Genomic DNA, 19,100 nt, shown 5'->3' on the forward strand with positions numbered 1-19,100 from the left:
GCCATTGTTGGCGCAACCCTCAGGAGCAAGGCGATGGCCAGCGAAACCACCACCAAAACCGTCCGCGCCAATGGCGTCGAGATCGCCACCGAAGCCTTCGGCGACCCGTCGGCGCCGCCGGTGCTGCTGATCATGGGCGCCATGGCCTCGATGCTGTGGTGGCCGGAAGACTTCTGCCGCCGCATCGCCGCCAGCGGCCGCTATGTCATCCGCTACGACAACCGCGACACCGGCCTGTCGACCAAATTCGCGCCGGGCAAGCCGCCCTATTCGATGGACGACATGGCGAGCGACGCCATCTCCGTGCTCGACGCCTACGGCATCGAAAAGGCCCATGTCGTCGGCATGTCGCTCGGCGGCATGATCGCCCAGATCCTGGCGCTGTCAGCGCCCAGCCGCGTCGCCTCGCTGACCCTGGTGTCGACCACGCCCATCGGCCTCGATCTCGACCTGCCGCCGCCAAATCAGACCTACATGGAGCATGCCGCGACGGGCGAGGGCGTCGACTGGTCCGACCGCGCCCAGGCAACCGGTTTCATCGCCGGCGAGGCCCGCGTGATCGCAAGCACTGCGCATCCGCATGACGCGGCCAAGACTCGCGCCTTCATCGAGCGCGACTACGACCGCTCCGGCGGTTACCTCTCGGCCACCAACCACTTCATGCTGACCGGCGGCGAAGCGGTGAAGGGCAAGCTTCCCGGCCTGAACGTGCCGCTTACCGTCATCCACGGCACCGCCGACCCGATCTTCCAGATCGTCCACGGAAAGGCGATTGCTGACGCGGTCAAGGGCTCGACATATCTCGTCGTCGACGGCGGCGGCCACGAGCTGCATGAGGACGACTGGGGCGTCGTCATCCCGGCCATAGTCAAGAACAGCACAGCGCCGCGCTGAGGCGCAGGCATGTCGCCTTGAAGCGCCCGGTCCGCCGGGCGCGCCTTGGGCCAGACCGCGCCGATCGCGCGGACAGCGGCCACGGCAGGCGCGAAACCCGTTCACGACACCCGTCGGGGCGGCTATAGCAGTGCATCGCCGATGCATTGGAGCCTGCCATGACCGCCACGACCACCGACACCGTGCTCGACCGCTTCCTCCGCTATGTCGTCATCGACACCCAGTCCGATGCGAGCTCTTCGACCCAGCCCTCGACCGAGAAGCAGAAGAACCTCGGCCGCCTGCTCGTCGACGAGTTGCTGGCGATCGGCCTCAGCGACGCCCATCTCGACGAGCATGGTTATGTCTACGCCACGGTGCCCGCCAACACCGACAAGCAGGTGCCGGTCATCTGCTTTTGCTCGCACATGGACACCGCGCCCGATTTCACCGGCACCAACGTCAAGCCGCAGATCCTGCGCAACTATGCCGGCGGCGACATCCAGCTATCAGGCGACCCGCAGCAGGTCATCCGCGTCACTGACCACCCCGAGCTCAAGAACCAGATCGGCAACGACATCGTCACCACCGACGGCACCACGCTGCTCGGCGCCGACGACAAGGCCGGCATCGCCGAGATCATGACGGCAGCACAGTTTCTCATCGCCAATCCCGACATCAAACACGGCGCGGTCAAGCTTTTGTTCACCGCCGACGAGGAAATCGGCCGCGGCGTCGACAAGGTCGACTTCGCCAATCTTGGCGCCACATTCGCCTACACGATGGACGGCGAGACCGCCGGCCATATCGAGGACGAGACCTTTTCGGCCGACGGCGTCGAGATCGCCATTTCGGGCGTCGCCATCCATCCCGGCTTCGCCAAGGGCCGCATGGAAAACGCCATCAAGATCGTCGGCGCCATCGTCGACCGGCTGCCAAAGGATGTAGCGCCCGAAACCACCGAGGGTCGCGAGGGCTTCGTCCACCCCACCGCTTTGTCGGGCTCGATGGAAAAGGCCTCGCTCAGCCTGATCGTCCGCGACTTTACCGAAGCGGGCCTCGCCGCCAAGGAAAAGATGCTCGAAGACATCGTCAAAGACGTGATGAAGGCCTATCCCGGCTCGTCTTACGCCTTCACCGTCAAGGAGCAGTACCGCAACATGAAGGTGGTGCTCGACCGCCACCCCGAGATCGTCGAAAACGCCCTCGAGGCTGTGCGCCGCGCCGGCATGGAGCCGGTGCGCGGCAGCATCCGCGGCGGCACCGACGGCTCGCGCCTGTCCTTCATGGGCCTGCCCTGCCCCAACATCTTCGCCGGCGGCCACGCCTTCCACTCCCCCCTCGAATGGGTCAGCCGCCAGGACATGGAAAGAGCGGTGAAGACGATCGTGGAACTGGCGAAGGTGTGGGAGGAGAGGGCGTAGAGGGCGAGGAGGGGCTTAGCTTGTTTTGCGCCAGATGCGGACGCCCGGTAGCGAGTTATTGAACGTCTCGATTGGGCGAAAGCGAATCGACGGGTTTCGGCAAAATCGTTGCGGAAGCGGACGCCCATTTGCCTGCATTAGCTCAGCGCCTCAATGAGCAGCGCTACTGGACGTTAAAAGCCCGGAACAGGCTGGGTCTTTCCACTCAATCGAGCGCCAAGCGTCAAAGCCGCAGGAAAATTTTTGATCACTGCGCGCATAACCGTCTCGCTGCCAGGCCCAAGAGCTATTCGGGCAATCAAAGCTGCGGCATGCACACGAGTCGAGAATTGCCGACGCCACGCGCTTTGGTAGCGCCGTCCGGCCTCGTCGTGGTCCTCGTGACTTTTGCCCAGTGCAATCAGTTCCCTCGCAAGGAGCCAGCCGGACTGCAGCGCCATCGAAATACCTTCTGCAATTACTGGATGCGACTCACCTGCGATGTTGCCGACGCGGAAGATGCCCTGATCATAGCAAGCTCGAATACCGGGACGAATCGGTCCTGCGGCGAGCCATGGCCCATCCAATTCGGCACCAGCCAGCACAGTTCTAACGCCTCGGCAGGAGGCTAAGACGTGGCGCCACACCGCGTCCGCCGCCGCAATGTTTCCAGAGCGCCGGCGCAGGCCGGATAGAGCATCTCGGCGGATGCAGCAGGAAAGTGAAGCCCGGCCCTGATCAGCTGTTACCATTCCACCGTAGCCGCCCGGGAACACCAGAAGCGGCATCAGGTCGGGCGCCAGTTTGGCGCCGGTAAAATGCGCTTTGAAACCGAAAAGGTCAGAAGCTTCGCTTGTTCTTTCAATCTGGCTTGGGAGTTTCCCGGTTTCCCAGGATCCATGCGCGGCAATTATTATCGGTGCGCTCAAAACCTTTTGTTGCTGTCCATCCTCCACAGACACAAATTGCAAATCATCGCGGCGACGAATGGCGACAGCCTTGCAAGGCTGGAGAATTTCGACACCTGCACGTTCGGCGGCCTGTAACAGGACGTAGTCCAAACGATCGCGGCCGAGCGCGCGGCCGAGACCTGTCTTGGCGCTCGGCATTGGCGCTTCGACCGACACATCGCCCGAAAAGAACCCGACGCGACGTATTTCCGGGCCGGCTTCCGCCCGCCAACTCTCGCCGACGCCCAATTGGTCGAGCAATGCAAGGCTGGTACCGGACATGAATTCGCCGCAGACCTTTCGGCGAGGAAACACGACCTTCTCGACCATTGCCACCGACCAACCATGCTGGGCTAGCGCAATGGCGGTAGAACTGCCGGCAGGGCCAGCACCGATGACAATTGCGTCGTGCATCATCTGCTGCCGGGCATGCTGGCCCCGACAAAACCTTGAGTGAATAGGCCTTTGCGGCCCTCTATCACGGGCGTTCCACCTGACAGTTGCCACAATTGTGAAAGTTCCGCTCCGCGAAAACCGGCGCGGACACTTTGTGTCGCGTCGTTTTGTGTTACAGCGCAGGCGCCGATCAGCCGCAGGAACCGCGTCGCGACAAATGGCACCTTGGCCCTAAGCGGCTCCGTCGCGACGAGCATCGGAGCCATCGTCATGATTCGAGGAAATAGCTGCAAGAGCCGCGTGTCGTCGAAGTGATGGAGGATAAGGTTAGCGCAAACAAGATCGAAGGGCCTGTGAAGCGCTTCGTCTGCCCATTCGAATATGTCGGCAGTGACAGGTTGGGCCTTCCAACCAAATGCGGCGAAAGAGTTGCACAAGTCCTTGCCCATCAGGTCGACCCTGTCGACCAGGACGATTTCCACGTTGGACCAACATCCCGCCGCCATTAGCCGCGCGACTGTCAGCATAAATTTTCCGTCGCCGGCGCCTATTTCAAGGATACGCAAAGGTGGCGTCTGCACGTTCGCTCGTAAGAGCGATGCCATGATCCTGGCCTGGAACATCAATGCATTGATGCGAACGAGATCACGACGGGACGCGATCGCACGGGGATCACCGGCTGGGAGGCCGTCGAGAAGTTCTGGCTCCAGATGCCGGTTGTTTAGATCGGCCATGCGATGGACCGGAATTTTAGAGCTTCAGTCTGCAGTCGGGCAAATAGAATTCGGTCGTACTTCAACGGCGCAAATCCAAGAGATGCTCCTTACGGGTAGCTCCTCATACGACATGGGAGGCTATGGAGGCTGGTATCATATCATAGTGCTGAGTTTACCGATGAGAGATATGAGAGCCGCGCAACAAAATGCTCATAGCGGCGTTTAACCTTTGGGAAAGCCCTCCCTGATTCCAGACGTCCTATTAGACCCGACTGGGCGCAGACTCGGAGCAAATTTGTCCCCTCAGGCGCATCTGAACCGCATTGCTACGTCTGTCCCAGAATACGACGTGCATCAATTCTTCCTCCGCTACGGGGCTTGGCTGCTTGCAAACGACGCCCAGCGCCTTGCGCTCTTCGAGCGAATGGTCGGTCTGGCCGGCATCGATCATCGCTATTCCTGCTTTGCTCCTGCCGACGATCCGCGCGATGGGGCAATCGACCGCGACGGCACGTCAGTCAGGGGATCATTCGCCAGCACCGCAAGCCGTATGGTGCTGTTCGAAACCGCCGCGCCGGAGCTCGCGCAAAAGGCGGTCGACAAGCTTCTGGTCAACGAAGACCGCTCGCTGATTACGCATTTGATAGTGACGACCTGCACCGGCTTTTCCTCGCCTGGCATCGACCTCGAGCTGATGCAGCGATGCGGCTTGGCGACGTCGGTCGAACGCACCATCGTGGGGTTCATGGGATGCCATGCCGCCATCAACGCCTTGAAGCTGTCACGCCATATTGTGCGCTCCGACCCGAAAGCCCGCGTGCTGATCGTCAACATCGAATTGTGCACGCTGCATCTCAGGGAAGCCACCGAACTTGAGAAGCTGATCTCGTTTTGCCTGTGGGGCGACGGTTGCGCTGCCTCGCTGGTAACGGCCGAACCGCACGGCATCCTGCTCGAAAGCTTCCACGCCATCGTCGCGGCGGAGGGTAAAGAGCTGATGAGCTGGCATATCCGCGACGACGGCTTTGACATGGTGCTGTCCGGCCAGGTTCCCGGCGCGGTGCGAGAGACGCTGCGCAACGACTATCCGGCCATCCTCGGCGGCAGGCCCGTCAAGGCGATCGATTTATGGGCGGTGCATCCCGGCGGCCGCTCCGTGCTCGACGCGGTCGAGCGGGCACTCAAACTGCAGCCGACCGCGCTCGCCGCATCGCGCGAAGTACTCCGGCGATACGGCAACATGTCATCGGCAACCGTGATGTTCGTGATGGCTGAAATGCTGAAGGAGCCTTCGGGCTTGCTCGGGTGCGGCATGGCGTTCGGGCCGGGATTGACCACTGAGACCATGATGTTCCGGACTGCCTGATGACGGCACTGCACAAAAACATATCGCTGCGGCGCCTCGTGCGCGAGATTCTCGATGGTCTGGCGGTCGACGATTCCGCAGACCGCGCATTCTGGACTCGCTCCGAAGCGTCGACGGTGACTTCGACGATTTGAACTCTGAACCTATGGATCACAAGTTCCTTGATGATGCCATCGAACAACGTCCGACACCGCATCCGAGCTTTCGCAGCCCGTCGGCTGGTGCCCTATTTGCCGTATCCGCACTTTATGTGCGTGGCGCCTCTTGACGCCGTGCTGCGCATCCTATGGCGCGCGGAGATCCCTCCCGCTTACTGGCCGCGCTTGGTGTTGCTGCTCCTGCTTTCGGGGATCAACACGGTCGCCTCCCTGCCGGAGCGCTTGATCCTTGGAGCATGGCTGCGGCTGCGACCTCCCCGGATAGAGCGGGATAACGCCCCTGTGTTCGTTCTCGGCTACTTCCGATCCGGGACAACGTTTTTGCAGAACCTGCTGGCAGCCGACCCAGGCCTAAGATCACCGAGCTGGCCGCAGGTCCTGGCCCCTCAGACATTCGTCCTTGGCTGGGTTCTCCTCCGCTACCTTTTCGTACCCTTGCTACCGTTGACGCGCCTCAACGCAGTCGTACCGGTGGGCGCCAAGCTGCCCGCGGAGGACGATTTCGCGTTGAACAATCTGGGTGGGATGTCGGTCCTCGCCGGACGCGCCATGCTTCCCCGCCGGCAAGCCTTCTTCAATCGATTTCACGATCTCGACGCGCTTTCGAAGGAGGAGTTGAGCCGCTGGCGCTCATATCAGTTCGCATTCCTCCAGAAGCTTACTCTCGTTGCAGGTGGGCGGCGACTTCTGCTGAAGTCGCCGAGCCATACGGCGCGCGTCCGCTACCTTTTGGAACTGTTTCCTGGCGCCAAGTTTGTCCACATCTCCCGTTCGCCGGAAGTCGTGTTCCGGTCCAACCTCCTTCTGGCGCGCGAATTGCAGCGTGCATTCGCCCTGCAGCCGCCACTGCCCGAGGACGAGCAAGAGGAGATCATCACCTGCGAATATCTCGCGACAGAGATGCACTATCTGGCAGATAGAGCTCTGATTCCAGCTGCCGACCTCGCAGAAGTGCGGCTGGAGGATCTCACTGCCGACCCCTTAGGCGAGATGAAGCGGATTTACCGTGAACTGGGCCTGCCATTTTCCCGCGGCTGCGAGGCGCGGATGCCGCAGATCGCCGCGACGTTCGGCAAGCAGGTGCCTAACAGCTATCCGAACCTGACGGAAAGGCAGAAAGCGCGCGTAGCTCGCCTCGAACCGCTGGCTGCCACTTTTGGGCATGCGCCTGCGCTGCACCGACGTGCGCGGGATGCTGCTGAGACGCTCGATATTGACAGCCAACCGCGCATTGGATGACATTGGATCATGACAGCACGCCTTTGGTCGCACACAAGCTGGGCAGCTTTGACCCGGCTTTTTCTCGTCCCTCTGTTGCTCGCGATCTACGCCCCATCGCTTTCGGAAGCTGCGGATGAGCAGAGTGGTGCGGTCGAGTTGATTGAGACCGTGCGCCAGGCGGCCATTGTGCTCGGGCACGGTGGACCTGCCGAGCCACAGCTCCGCTCGATCTCCGCGGCCTTCGATGGGAGGGGAATCGCCCAAGCCGTGCTGGGGACGCATTGGCGCAACGCGAGTGCAGACGACCGCGCTGCGGTGGTCGATGCGCTCTTGTATGCTATCGCCCACAGGCTGGCCGACAGGCTGGAGCGGACGCGGGACACGAATTTCGCCGTGCTCGGCACAAGGGCCCTGGCTAACGGCGACATCCTGGTGCGCAGCGAATTCCGCCGGCCGCTCCACCGCCCAACTTCCGTGGAGTGGCGTGTCCGCCACTGCCGCGGAAAACTCTGCATCGGCGATGTCTTTATCGACGGCGGCTCCGTAACCGTGCAGCAGCGGGACCGCATTGCCCAGATGCTCGCCGGCAACGGCGGCTCGATCCCCGCGCTTGTCGTCGATCTCAGGAAAGGCCGGGTATGACCGCTCGCTCGTGCTCATGTCCTCCCTCGTCGAATTGAGCAACGTCGGCCGCGACTTTGACGGCGGCCGCATTGTCGCTGTCGACGATGTGTCGCTCGCAATCGAAGATGACGAGACCGTCGCCATTGTCGGCCGGAGCGGGAGCGGCAAGTCTACGATCCTGAACCTGGTCTGTGGGCTCGACCGGCCGACGCGCGGCGAAGTTCGGTTCGAAGGGCGGGCAGTCAACGGGAGGGCTGCATGGGCGGCCGTCCGGGCCAGTAAGATCGGCATCGTTTTCCAGAACTTCTTCCTGCTCCAGTCTTTATCGGCGCGCGAGAACATCGAGGTGGCCTTGTTGGGAAACCTCGGCGGAGCGCGGCAGCGTCGCGTTCGCGCGCTGGAACTTCTGGCACATTTCGGTCTTGTCGAGCGCGCTACGCTCCGGCCGGCCGAACTTTCGGGCGGCGAGCGCCAGCGGCTTGCCATTGCGCGGGCGCTTGCTAACCGTCCGAAGCTTCTCGTTGCGGACGAGCCGACAGGAAGCCTCGACGTGCAGACGAGCCAATCGGTGATGGCCATCATTGGCAACGCGCATCGGGAGTTCGGTACTGCAGTGATCGTAGTGACCCATGACGAGGACGTGGCCGCACTGTGCGGTCGGCGCGTCGAGATCTCCGACGGCCGCATCCGTTCGGACAGCCGAATGGCGGCGATGTCGACGCCCGCGCCGGCGTCGCGGATCCGCTAACCCATGACAGAGCTGACCCTTCCCTTGCGCGGCCTCATTGCACGTCCGCTTCGCACCCTTCTCACGGTTCTCGGCATCGCTTTGGCGGTCGCGGGGTTTGTGGCACTTACAGGCCTGACTGCTGGCGTGCAGCACTCGTTTGCTTCGGGAATCGATGAGAACGGCGCAGACCTGGTGGTAAGCCAGCGCAGCGCGTTCAACCTCGTGAGCAGCACCGTGCCCAAGTCGCTGGGCTTGGCGCTTTCTGCGGTGCCAAACGTCGAGGTCGTGTCGGGCATTCTCCTGAACATCACCACCGCTGACGACGCCGCGAATATTGTCATGGCCGGCTGGCCGAGCGGCAGCTTCCTATGGAAAGACATGCACCTCCTAGCGGGGCGAATCCCAGCACCGGCGGACCAGTGGTCCGTGATCCTTGGCGAGTCGATCGCCAGCGCATTGGACAAGCGGGTCGGTGATACTGTCGAGCTCCAGTTCCAGCCCTACCAGGTTGTCGGCATCGCGTCGTTCTCGTCCATGCTGAACCAGAACAGCGCGATCGTTCCGCTCGAAGGGCTGCAGCAACTCCTGTCGCGGGAGGACGTGTTTACCTTGTACGAGGTGAGGTTGAAGCGCCCTCTCGACAAGAACGACATCGCTGCTGCCCGAGCCCGGCTTATCGCCGCCGCTCCGGGGTTCGAGGTAGGCAACACCGAGCAGTTTGCGAACAGCATCCGCATCTTCGATCTGCTTCAAGCGATTGCCCGGACAATTTCACTGGTTGTTATGGCGATGGCCTCCGTCGCCATTGCCAATACACTTCTGATGGCCGTGAACGAGCGGACGTTCGAAATTGGAGTTCTCGCAGCGCTTGGCTGGTCACCGCGGCGGATTCTTCGGCTCATTCTCATCGAAGGCATGTTCATGAGCGCTGCCGGCGGGGTCATAGGAATCATTCTTGGCGCCCTTACAATGGAGATGGCGGCGAAGACAAAGTTCGCGGCTGGTCTGATCGTACCTTACCTCTCGGGCTGGTCGATCGGGCAGGCAATGCTCTTCGTCTTCATCGCGGGGCCCCTAGGCGCCCTCTACCCGGCTTGGCGCGCCACGCGCCTTCTCCCCGCTGAGGCGCTCCGCAGGATCTGACGCTGGAGTATTTGTTGACCAAGCGGATCATTTAGAGGACCCGGAGCGCGGTGACCGGCGATGTCTGCTTTCAGGAAACAGCAAAGCGCTTCTCAACGACCGAAATGAGGGGCGCATTGCTGTCATTCGAAATGGCTGGAGGGCAAAGAGCCCCCAGACCGGAGGCCCCGCCGGCCGACGCGAAAATGCGTCTAACGGCACGAGGGCGGAGCAAGAGCACCGGCGGACGCATGGTGGCGTACCGCAATCAGAATACTGAAGAAGGCGCGTCGGCTTCCCCTGACAAATCCGGCTGGTTCGCCAGGCCGGCGAGCAAGCCATCCGTCAACGAAAGGTTTCCGGCATGAAACAGCCGGTGCGGGTGAGGGGCATGCTTGCGCCGAAATGGGCTTCACGACTGTCGCGGCATGGATCCCCGGGATCTCCGCACTCGCTGCGCTCGCACTCCGACCCGAGGATGACGGATGCCTTGGTGCCTCGCGCAAGCGTCACGAGCATCTCCGCTCTCGTGGGCCCTCGCCAATCGCCAACGCTCGCGATTGGCGGCGACGCCCCTTTCCTCGTCATCCTCGTGCCCGAAGCGGCGAAGCCGCGCAGGGTTACGGGGATCCATGCCGCGACGCAGACGAAGTCCATTCAGTGTAGGATATGGAAGCCGACAATGCGGGCTAGTCGAAGGGCGAGGGGCTAAGGAAGCAGCCGCGCCCCCATCCTTCGACAGGCATGGGATGAGGGCGAATGGGCCCGAGTTGAGAGCAGGGGCAAAACCCCTAGATCACGTTCAGCTCGCGGAACGGCCGCCCCTCTGCGATGCGCTGGTAGCCGAAGGCCGAGCAGTCGATGGTGCGGTAGCTGCCATGGATAAGAAGCTCGGCCAGCGCCTTGCCCACCGCCGGCGCCTGCTGCAGGCCGTGGCCGGAAAAGCCGTTGGCGAAGATGAAGTTTGTAACTTCGGGATGCGGGCCGATGACGGCGTTCTGGTCGAGCGCGTTGTAGTCGTAATGCCCGACCCAGGCTTGGGTCGCCTTGATCGCCTCGAAGGCCGGCACGCGGGTGGCCAGCACCGGCCAGATCACCTCTTCGAACAGCCCCCAGTCAGGGTTGAAGTCGTTGACGTCGGCCGCCAGTTCGCCATCCTCGCTCTCGGCCCCGCCCGTGATGTAGACCGAACCCTCGGGCCGGACATAGACGCCGGAGGGATCGACCATCAGCGGCATGTCGGCGAATTTGTCGCGCGCTTCGAAAACGAAGACGTTGCGCTTGCGCGGCTCGACCGGCAGGGCGATGCCGGCCATGGCGGAGACCTTACCGGCGTTCGGCCCGGCGGCGTTGAACAGCGTGCCGGCTTCCAGCCGCTCGCCGCTGGCAAGCGTGACTGCGGTGACGCAGTTGCCCTGACGTTCGATGCCGGTGACCTCTGATGTGATCAGGTCGATGTCCCTGGTCTTCAGCGCCTTGCGGAACAGGCCGAGCATGGCATGCGCGTCGAACCAGCCTTCGCCCGTGCGGCCATAAGCACCGGCGGAGATACCCTCGGTCGAGATCCAGGAAAAGCGCTTTTGCAGCTGTTCGGCGTCCTCGAGCACGATGTCGGCGCCCTCGGCCAGCTGCGCCTTGTGGTTCGCCTTGAGGATCGGCAGGCCGTTGTCGCCGGCGAGGATCAGATAGCCGCCCTCGCGGAAGCCGATGTCGGCGTCGGGGCCGAACTCCTCCTTGAGGCGGCGGAACAGGGAAAGCGTGAACTGCGACAGGCGGATGTTTTCGGGGATCGAGAATTGCTGGCGGATCGAGGCGCAGGACAGCGTGGTCGCGGCATGGGCGAATTGCGGGTCGCGCTCGATCAGCGCGATCGAGCCGGTGAAACCCTCCTCGCGCAGATAATAGGCGATCGAGCTGCCGACGATCGCGCCGCCTGTGATGACCACGTCGTAGCGTGCCATGAAGTGTTCCCGTCTGTCTGCACTGGAGGACAAAAGCAGTTACGCCACCGCCGGGCAAGCCCTTGCAAGGGCCAGCATTGCCGGGCAAGAAGACCAGATGTCACATTCTGTCTCGCGCCCGCGCCGTTCGGTGCTTTATGTGCCCGCCACCAACGAAAAGGCCCTGGCCAAGCTGTCCTCGCTTGCCTGCGACGCCGTCATCCTCGACCTCGAGGACGCGGTGCTGCCGCACGAGAAGGTTGCCGCCCGCGAACGGCTCGGCCAGTTCCTGGCGCAGCGACCTGCGAGCAAACGCGAATACGTCGTTCGCATCAATGCGCTGTCGAGCGAGTGGGGCGCCGACGATCTTGCCGCTGCCAGCGGCTGGAATGCCGATGGCGTGCTGCTGCCCAAGGTCGCGACACCACGCGACATATTGGAGGCCGGCGACGTGCTCGATGACGCTGCCGCACCCGACGAGCTGAAGCTGTGGGCGATGGTCGAGACGCCGCGCGCCCTGATCAACATCGGTGCCATCGCCGAGCTTGGCCGCGATCCGGCCTCGCGGCTCGCTTGCCTGGTTGCCGGCACCAACGACATCGTCAAGGAAACCGGGGTGCTGATGACGCCCGACCGGCGCTATCTGATGCCCTGGCTGATGCAGATGGTGCTTGCGGCGCGCGCCGGCGGGCTCGACATGCTCGACGGCGTGTCCAACGATTTTCGCGATCTTGACGCCTTCGCGCGTGATTGCGCCGAGGCATCCGCCATGGGCTTCGACGGCAAGACCGTCATCTACCCCGCCCAGATCGACGGCGCCAATTCAGCCTTTTCGCCGTCCGCCGAAGCCCTTGCCGAGGCACGCGCCATTGCCGACGCCTTCGCGCTTCCCGACAATGCCTCGCGCGGTGTAATCTCGCTCGGTGGCAAGATGGTTGAGCGGCTGCATCTGGTCCAGGCCGAGAAGGTGCTGGCGCGTGCGGCGATGATCGCTGAGATGACGGGAGACGAAAAATGAAACTCTACCGCTTCCTGACCGGCCCCGACGACGCCACCTTCTGCCACAAGGTCACCGCTGCGGTGAACAAGGGCTGGCACCTGTTCGGCTCGCCGACCTATTCCTTCGACGCCGAGACCAAGACGATGCGCTGCGGCCAGGCCGTGGTGAAGGATGTCGAAGGCCACGACTACGAGGCCGGCGTCACCAAACTCAGCGATTTTTGATCTTTGGGGCGGCTGCCGCTACTCGGCGGCTTCCTCCAGCCTTTCCATGTCCTCGTCGGACAGGCCGAAATGGTGGCCGATCTCATGGATCAGCACATGGGTGACGATGTCGCCCAGGGTCTCCTCGTTCTCGGCCCAATAGTCGAGAATGGCGCGGCGATAGAGCGTGACGCGGTTGGGGCCTTCGCCGGTCTGCGGGTTCCAGCGCTCGGCGATGCCGCGCCCCTCGAACAGCCCAAGCAGGTCGAACGGCGTTTCCAGCGACAGGTCGTCCATGATCTCGTCGGTGGGAAACTCGGCCAGCTGGATGACAACCTCGCCGGTCAGTTGGCGAAACTCCTCCGGCAGATGGGCATAGGCCTCCAGCGACAGAAGCTCCATCTCCTCGATCGAGGGCGAAAGCTGGTCGTGCCAGGCGCGGGTCTTGTAAATGCGGGCCATTCGTCGTCCTTTTGAGGGGCATATAGCCGTTCGCCGCGCCGCTTACGAGGCTTTTGCCGTCCCGATGATAAATAAGCGGCGAGGAGCTGCTTTTGGGGAGAGGAATAAATTCCCCGTGAATCGGCTTGACTCTCAGCGGCGCCTCTGGAATCTATAAGAACATAACAGGAACAATTAGCCGGAGGCATCGACATGGCGACCAGCGCTGTGGCGCGGGACGTCGTTTTTGCCCTGCGCCAGAAGATAGCGAAGATCGAGGGAACCCTGGCCGAAAGGCTGGAGGCTCCGGTCGAGGCGTCTCAACCGTCGGGTCTGCTGGTCCGCCGCAACGGCGTTGCCTCGGCGCGCGACTTCTTCCTGCCGACCGGGGTCGAGCGGCTCGACGAAACCCTGGGCGGCGGCTTGCCGAAAGCCGCGCTGACCGAAATCCACGGCACCCAGACACGCAATGCAGGGGCTGCCGCGGGTCTCGCTCTTTGCCTTGTCAGCCTCATGCTCAAGGCCTGCCAAAAGCCGGGCGCGCTGGTGCTTTGGATCGGCACCGCCGAAATCTTCAGGGAGGCGGGGCTTCCTTATGCGGCTGGTCTGAACTGGCTTTTTGGCCTTGCGCCGGAACGCCTGCTTATTGCCGAGGCGCCCAAGCCGAGCGACGCACTGTGGATCGCCGAAGAGGCCGCGCGCATCGACGAGATTGCTGCCGTCATCGTCGAGTTGCGCGGCAACCCGCGCGGGCTCGATCTCACGGCGACACGGCGGCTGCACCGTCGCGCCCAGGAGGCCGGCCGGCCGGTGCTCCTGCTGCGCCAGTCAGCCGCGCCGGAACCGACCGCAGCCCCCGTCCGCCTCATCGTCACGCCGGCGCCGGCCTCGCTTCGACGCACGATCGCTGGTCCGCTCGCCGGGTCCATCGGACCGCCTGCCGTATCGGTCGAAATCGGCAAGAGCCGCACGGCGCTTCCCGGCAAATTCATTCTGGAATGGAACCCAAATGCACACGTCCTCGAAGAAAGAAGAGACAGCCCAGAGAATCGTGTCGCTGTGGTTTCCCCATCTCGCGGCCGAGCGGATTCTGCGGCGGCGGCTGGGACGGTCCTGGCGTTCAGGCCCGCGACCGATCCAGCCCCTGGTGATCAGCCATCGCGAGAACAACGCCCAGCGCATCGCCGCCCTCGACGAGCAGGCTGAGGCTCTCAGGCTGCGGCCGGGAATGGGCATTGCCGAAGCGCGCGCCATGCATCCATCGATCGACGTCGCCGAGGCCGAACCCGAGGCCGACCGGCGGCTGTTGGAAAGCCTCGCCGACTGGTGCGACCGCTACACGCCGCTTGTCGCGATCGACGGTGAAAACGGGCTGTTCCTCGACATTACCGGCTGTGCCCATCTTTTCGGCGGCGAAAAGGCCCTGCTCGCCGATCTGATGGCTCGTTTCTTCCATCAAGGCTTTGACGTTCGCTCCGGCCTTGCCTCGACGCCGGGCGCGGCATGGGCTGCCGCACGTTTCGCCGCCGGCCAGATTATTGCTCCGGGCAGCGAGCGCAACTTCTTCGCCCGCCTGCCGCTATCGGCGCTGCGCCTTGATCCGAAAACGAAAACCAGCCTTGAAAGCGTCGGGCTGCGCACCGTCGGCGCGATCATGGATGGGCCGCGCGCGCCGCTTGTCCGGCGTTTCGGCGCAACGCTCATTGAGCGGCTCGACCAGGGTCTTGGGCGGCTGGAGGAGGCGATCTCGCCGCGCCTGCCGGTCGCACCGCTTTCGGTCGAGCGCCATCTCGCCGACCCGCTTTCGCTGATCGAGGAGGTCGAACGGCTGGTTGGCCTGCTTGCCGCCACGCTCAAGGTCGATCTCGAGCGCCGCGAGGAGGGTGCACGCATGCTTGAGCTTTTGCTGTTCAGGGTCGACGGCATGGTCAGCCGCATCACGGTCGGCGCCTCGCGCCCAATCCGCGAAGCTGTGCTGATCCGAAAGCTGTTTCACGAACGGCTGACTGCGCTTGGTGAGACCATCGATGCCGGCTGCGGCTTCGATCTGGTGCGGCTGTCGGCACTTTCGACAGCCCGCTTCGATGCGCGGCAGGGCGATCTTGCCGGTGAGGTCGAAGATGATGGCGAAGGGCTGGCGATTTTCGCCGACCGCGTGACGGCTCGGCTCGGCGAGGCCGCCGTCCTCGAACCTGTTCCGGCTGAAAGTCACCTGCCGGAGCGTGCCGCTGCCGTCGTTTCTTTTGCGCAGGAGGAAAACAGGAAGGCATTGGCAGGCAAGGCGCGGCGTAGCCCCGTCAATCAGCCCGGCCGGCTGGAGCGCCCCATTCGCCTGTTCCGCGCGCCTGAACCCATCGACGTTCCGTTGACCGAGGTACCCGAGGGTCCGCCACCGCATTTCCGCTGGCGCCGTGCGCTGCATCGCGTCACCCGCGCCGAGGGGCCGGAACGTATCGCACCCGAATGGTGGCGCGATGGGGCCGAGGCGCCGACGCGGGATTATTACCGCGTCGAAGATGCCGATGGCCGCCGTTACTGGCTCTACCGGCAAGGCCTCTATGGTGCGCAGGCAGCAGCCCCGCGCTGGTTCCTGCATGGGGTCTTCGCATGAACATCGCGGCTGTCACGAGCTATGCCGAATTCGGCATCCAGTCGAATTTTTCCTTTCTGCGCGGTGCTTCCGGGCCGGAAGAACTGGTGATCGCGGCGAAGTTCCTGGGGCTTTCGGCGATCGGCCTAGCCGACTGCAATACAGTGGCAGGCACAGTGCGTGCCTGGAAGATGGCCGAAACGGAAGGGCTTGCCTACCATCCCGGCTGTCGCCTGGTCTTTGCCGACGGCACGCCCGACATGCTCGCCTACCCTAGGGATCGCAAGGGTTGGGGGCATCTGTGCCGCATGCTCACCCAGGCCAACACCCGGGATGAAAGTGAAAAGGGCGCGCCGCTTCTCTACCGCGCCGACCTTTTCGAATGGGGTGATCTGCTGTCGCTTGCCGTGCTGCCCGACGTCATGGCTGCCACTGAAAGCGATGTCGCGCTTCTGCGTAGCCTCAAGGAGCGGTTCGGTGCCGCCCTGTGGCTGGCGGTTGCTCCGAATTTTGGCGGCGATGATCGTTTCAGGATCGAGCAGGCTGCGGCAATGGCGGCAATGACAGGCTTGCCGCTGATGGCGACCAATGATGTGCTCTACCATGCGCCTTCCCAGCGCCCGCTCCATGACGTTCTGACTGCAATCCGTCTCAATGTGCCGGTCACCGAGGCAGGGCTCGAACTGAAGGCGAATGCTGAACGCCATCTGAAGGGCCCTTCTGACATGAGCCGGCTTTTCAGGCGGCATCCGGAGGCCTTGGCCGAGACGCTGCGCTTTGCCGAAAGCCTGCATTTTTCGCTGAAGGAGCTCAAATACAACTATCCCGACGAACCGACGGAATCAGGCCTCGAACCGCAGGCGGAACTGGAAAGGCTGACCTGGGAAGGGGCGAAGGAACGCTATCCGGACGGCGTGCCGGAAAAGGTGCAAGGCATCATCCGGCATGAGCTCGGCATCGTCGAAGAACTCAACTACGCCCGCTATTTCCTCACCGTGCACGACATCGTCCAGTTCGCCCGATCCAGGGATATCCTCTGCCAGGGACGCGGCTCGGCCGCCAATTCCGTCATCTGCTTCTGCATCGGCATCACCGATGTCGGGCCTGATATCGTCGATGTCCTGTTCGAACGCTTCATTTCAGTGGAGCGTGGCGAGCCGCCGGATATCGACGTCGACTTCGAGCATGAGCGGCGCAACGAGGTCATCGAGTTCATCTACCAGAAATACAGCGCCAAGCGCACCGCGCTCGCGGCTTCCGTCGTGACCTATCGCGGCCGCTCGGCCCTGCGTGAGGTCGCCAAGGCGATGGGCCTGTCGGACGATGTCAGGGGCGCGTTGTCCGGGTCCATCTGGGGCTGGTATTCATCTGAGCTTGGCGAGAAGGAGACGACGGCCGGTGGCCTCGACAAGGCCGATCCGGTGACCAGGCACGTGATCGAGCATGCCAACGGCATCATGGGCTTTCCGCGCCACCTGTCCCAGCATGTCGGCGGCTTCGTCATCACCAGGGACCGGCTCGACGAGATCGTGCCGATCGTCAAGACGGCGATGGACGAGCGCAAGATGGTCGAGTGGGACAAGGACGACCTTGATGCCGTCGGCATCTTGAAGGTCGATGTGCTGGCGCTCGGCATGCTGACCTGCCTGCGCAAAGCGTTCAACCTGCTCGAGGCGCATTACGACGAACGCGACCGGCATGGCCGGCCCTACACGCTGGCGACGCTCCCCCCGGAGGACCAAAGGGTCTACGACATGATCTGTCGCGCCGACACGCTCGGCGTTTTCCAGATCGAGAGCCGGGCGCAGATGTCGATGCTGCCACGGCTCAGGCCACGAGAATTCTACGATCTGGTCATCGAGGTGGCGATCGTCCGGCCCGGTCCGATCCAGGGCGACATGGTGCATCCCTATCTCCGCCGCCGGCAGGACAAGGAAAAAAGTCGAGTTCCCTAAAAAGGAACTCGAGGAGATCCTGGGCAAGACGAAGGGGGTACCGCTGTTTCAGGAACAGGCGATGAAGATCGCCATCGTCGCCGGTGGTTTCACGCCTGGCGAGGCCGACCAGCTTCGGCGCGCCATGGCCACTTTCAAACGTACCGGCACGATTGGCAATTACCGTGACAGGATGGTGAAGGGCATGGTCGCGCGCGGCTACGAGCGCGACTTCGCTGAGCGCTGCTTCAAGCAGATCGAGGGGTTTGGCGAGTACGGCTTTCCCGAAAGCCATGCCGCCGCTTTCGCGCTGCTCGTTTATGCCTCGTGCTGGTTCAAGGCCTATTATCCCGATGTCTTCTGCGCAGCGATCCTGAACTCGCAGCCGATGGGTTTTTACCGGCCGGCGCAACTGGTTCGCGACGCCGAGGACCACGGTGTCGAAATCCGTGCCGTCGACATCAACCGCTCCGACTGGGACTGCACGCTCGAACGCTCCGGCTTCGACCCCAGGCGCATCCGTGCCCGCCACGCCGAAATGCGCGACGTCATCAAGACAAGCCGCGCCGTGCGGCTGGGCTTCCGCCAGATCAAGGGGCTTGGCGACAAGAAGATGCAAACCTTCGTCGAGCGGCGCGGCAAGGGTTACGTCTCGGTGCGCGATGTCTGGCTGCGCTCCGGTCTCGACGTCGGCGAGATCGAACTCCTCGCCCAAGCCGATGCCTTCCGCTCGATCGACCTCGACCGGCGCGAGGCGCTATGGGCGGTGCGTGCGCTCGACGGCAAGAGTGCCGCCGAAACGTTGCCTTTGTTCGACCAGCCAGAAGTTCATTTGACTGACAACGAGCCGCAGATGTATCTGCCCGCCATGCCGCTCGGCGAGCATGTCATCCACGACTACCGTTCGCTCGGCCTTTCACTGAAGGCGCATCCGGTGGCCTTCCTCAGGCAACGGCTGGACAAGGCAGGCATCACCCCGAACGGCCGTTTGCCCGAGGTGCCGGATGGCAGGCGTGTCTCGGTGGCCGGGCTGGTGCTGGTTCGCCAGCGACCGGGCAAGGGCAATGCCATCTTCCTCACCTTGGAGGACGAAAATTCGGTCGCCAACATCATCGTCTGGGCACGCGTCTTCGAGCGCTTCCGGCCTGTCATCATGGGGTCGAAGTTCATCCGGGTCACCGGCAAGCTGCAGGCGGAATCGGGCGTGATCCACATCGTTGCCGACAAGATGGAGGATTTGACGCATTGGCTGGCCGCCATGTCGGAAGAGCTGCAGGCATCCGCCGATGAAAAGGCACAATCCACGCCTGCGAGCGGACCCAGGCAAAGCGCTGCAGACAAGGCGGCAAAGGATCCCCGCGTCGTGCAGACGTATGAACGGCTCGCCCGCAAGGCCAGCAGCGTCATGCCAAAGGGGCGCAATTTTCAATGAA

The 19,100-nt window shown here is 63.1% G+C and carries 16 protein-coding genes and 1 pseudogene; 13 read left to right on the forward strand and 4 right to left on the reverse strand.

Features of this window, described 5'->3' with window-relative positions:
• The first annotated feature begins 33 nt into the window (after window positions 1-33).
• The gene (locus ACHMW7_RS04730) at window positions 34-894 is read left to right on the forward strand and encodes an alpha/beta fold hydrolase (protein ID WP_395451262.1); all 861 of its coding nucleotides are present in this window, start codon (window positions 34-36) and stop codon (window positions 892-894) included.
• Between the two features lie 158 nt (window positions 895-1,052).
• Window positions 1,053-2,297 carry a peptidase T gene (gene pepT / locus ACHMW7_RS04735; protein ID WP_395449200.1) on the forward strand — a complete coding sequence of 415 codons (1,245 nt, stop codon included), beginning with the start codon at window positions 1,053-1,055 and terminating at the stop codon, window positions 2,295-2,297.
• A 173-nt stretch (window positions 2,298-2,470) separates the two neighbouring features.
• On the opposite strand, the gene ACHMW7_RS04740 is transcribed toward pepT, so the two are convergent.
• Both ACHMW7_RS04740 and ACHMW7_RS04745 read right to left on the reverse strand, forming a co-directional pair.
• Window positions 2,471-3,643, reverse strand: coding sequence for an NAD(P)/FAD-dependent oxidoreductase (locus ACHMW7_RS04740; RefSeq protein ID WP_395449201.1), 1,173 nt, complete (start codon window positions 3,641-3,643; stop codon window positions 2,471-2,473).
• A complete protein-coding gene (locus ACHMW7_RS04745; RefSeq protein WP_395449202.1) occupies window positions 3,640-4,356 on the reverse strand; it encodes a methyltransferase domain-containing protein in 717 nt (238 codons plus the stop codon). Before ACHMW7_RS04745 ends, ACHMW7_RS04740 begins: the two co-directional genes overlap by 4 nt.
• Window positions 4,357-4,687: 331 nt before the next feature.
• Between ACHMW7_RS04745 and ACHMW7_RS04750 the strand changes: the two genes are divergently transcribed.
• The 6 genes from ACHMW7_RS04750 (at window position 4,688) to ACHMW7_RS04775 (ending at window position 9,580) form a co-directional block, all read left to right on the forward strand.
• Entirely contained in the window at window positions 4,688-5,704 is a 1,017-nt protein-coding gene (locus ACHMW7_RS04750) for a type III polyketide synthase (RefSeq protein WP_395449203.1), read from the forward strand.
• A complete protein-coding gene (locus tag ACHMW7_RS04755; RefSeq protein ID WP_395449204.1) occupies window positions 5,704-5,838 on the forward strand; it encodes a hypothetical protein in 135 nt (44 codons plus the stop codon). Before ACHMW7_RS04750 ends, ACHMW7_RS04755 begins: the two co-directional genes overlap by 1 nt.
• Window positions 5,839-6,030: 192 nt before the next feature.
• Window positions 6,031-7,101, forward strand: coding sequence for a sulfotransferase family protein (locus ACHMW7_RS04760; RefSeq protein WP_395449205.1), 1,071 nt, complete (start codon window positions 6,031-6,033; stop codon window positions 7,099-7,101).
• 9 nt (window positions 7,102-7,110) lie between these two features.
• Window positions 7,111-7,725, forward strand: a complete 615-nt coding sequence (locus ACHMW7_RS04765) for an ABC transporter substrate-binding protein (RefSeq protein WP_395449206.1) — start codon at window positions 7,111-7,113, stop codon at window positions 7,723-7,725.
• Complete coding sequence (locus tag ACHMW7_RS04770) at window positions 7,694-8,455, forward strand: ABC transporter ATP-binding protein (protein ID WP_395449207.1); 762 nt, start codon at window positions 7,694-7,696, stop codon at window positions 8,453-8,455. The genes ACHMW7_RS04765 and ACHMW7_RS04770 overlap by 32 nt, the downstream gene beginning before the upstream one ends.
• Before the next feature lie 3 nt (window positions 8,456-8,458).
• Window positions 8,459-9,580, forward strand: a complete 1,122-nt coding sequence (locus ACHMW7_RS04775; protein ID WP_395449208.1) for an ABC transporter permease — start codon at window positions 8,459-8,461, stop codon at window positions 9,578-9,580.
• Window positions 9,581-10,350: 770 nt separating this feature from the next.
• On the opposite strand, the gene ACHMW7_RS04780 is transcribed toward ACHMW7_RS04775, so the two are convergent.
• Window positions 10,351-11,520 (reverse strand): NAD(P)/FAD-dependent oxidoreductase, encoded by a 1,170-nt coding sequence (locus tag ACHMW7_RS04780; protein ID WP_395449209.1) that lies wholly within the window; start codon window positions 11,518-11,520, stop codon window positions 10,351-10,353.
• A gap of 97 nt (window positions 11,521-11,617) precedes the next feature.
• Between ACHMW7_RS04780 and ACHMW7_RS04785 the strand changes: the two genes are divergently transcribed.
• Entirely contained in the window at window positions 11,618-12,517 is a 900-nt protein-coding gene (locus tag ACHMW7_RS04785) for an HpcH/HpaI aldolase/citrate lyase family protein (protein ID WP_395449210.1), read from the forward strand.
• Window positions 12,514-12,723 carry a DUF1737 domain-containing protein gene (locus tag ACHMW7_RS04790; RefSeq protein WP_109574120.1) on the forward strand — a complete coding sequence of 70 codons (210 nt, stop codon included), beginning with the start codon at window positions 12,514-12,516 and terminating at the stop codon, window positions 12,721-12,723. The genes ACHMW7_RS04785 and ACHMW7_RS04790 overlap by 4 nt, the downstream gene beginning before the upstream one ends.
• 18 nt (window positions 12,724-12,741) lie before the next feature.
• Here ACHMW7_RS04790 and ACHMW7_RS04795 read toward each other — a convergent pair whose 3' ends face one another.
• On the reverse strand, window positions 12,742-13,164 hold the full coding sequence (locus ACHMW7_RS04795) for a metallopeptidase family protein (protein ID WP_395449211.1): 423 nt from the start codon (window positions 13,162-13,164) through the stop codon (window positions 12,742-12,744).
• 192 nt (window positions 13,165-13,356) lie between these two features.
• On the opposite strand from ACHMW7_RS04795, the gene ACHMW7_RS04800 reads away from it, so the two are divergent.
• From ACHMW7_RS04800 to ACHMW7_RS04810, 3 genes and pseudogenes are all read left to right on the forward strand, one after another.
• Entirely contained in the window at window positions 13,357-14,349 is a 993-nt protein-coding gene (locus ACHMW7_RS04800) for an ImuA family protein (RefSeq protein WP_395449212.1), read from the forward strand.
• On the forward strand, window positions 14,291-15,754 hold the full coding sequence (locus ACHMW7_RS04805; protein WP_395449213.1) for a DNA polymerase Y family protein: 1,464 nt from the start codon (window positions 14,291-14,293) through the stop codon (window positions 15,752-15,754). The genes ACHMW7_RS04800 and ACHMW7_RS04805 overlap by 59 nt, the downstream gene beginning before the upstream one ends.
• A pseudogene (locus tag ACHMW7_RS04810) lies at window positions 15,751-19,099 on the forward strand (error-prone DNA polymerase). Before ACHMW7_RS04805 ends, ACHMW7_RS04810 begins: the two are co-directional and overlap by 4 nt.
• Window position 19,100: the final 1 nt, after the last annotated feature.

Origin of the sequence: Aminobacter sp. UC22_36 (genome assembly GCF_044056035.1) — a bacterium.
Classification (GTDB): Bacteria; Pseudomonadota; Alphaproteobacteria; order Rhizobiales; family Rhizobiaceae; genus Aminobacter.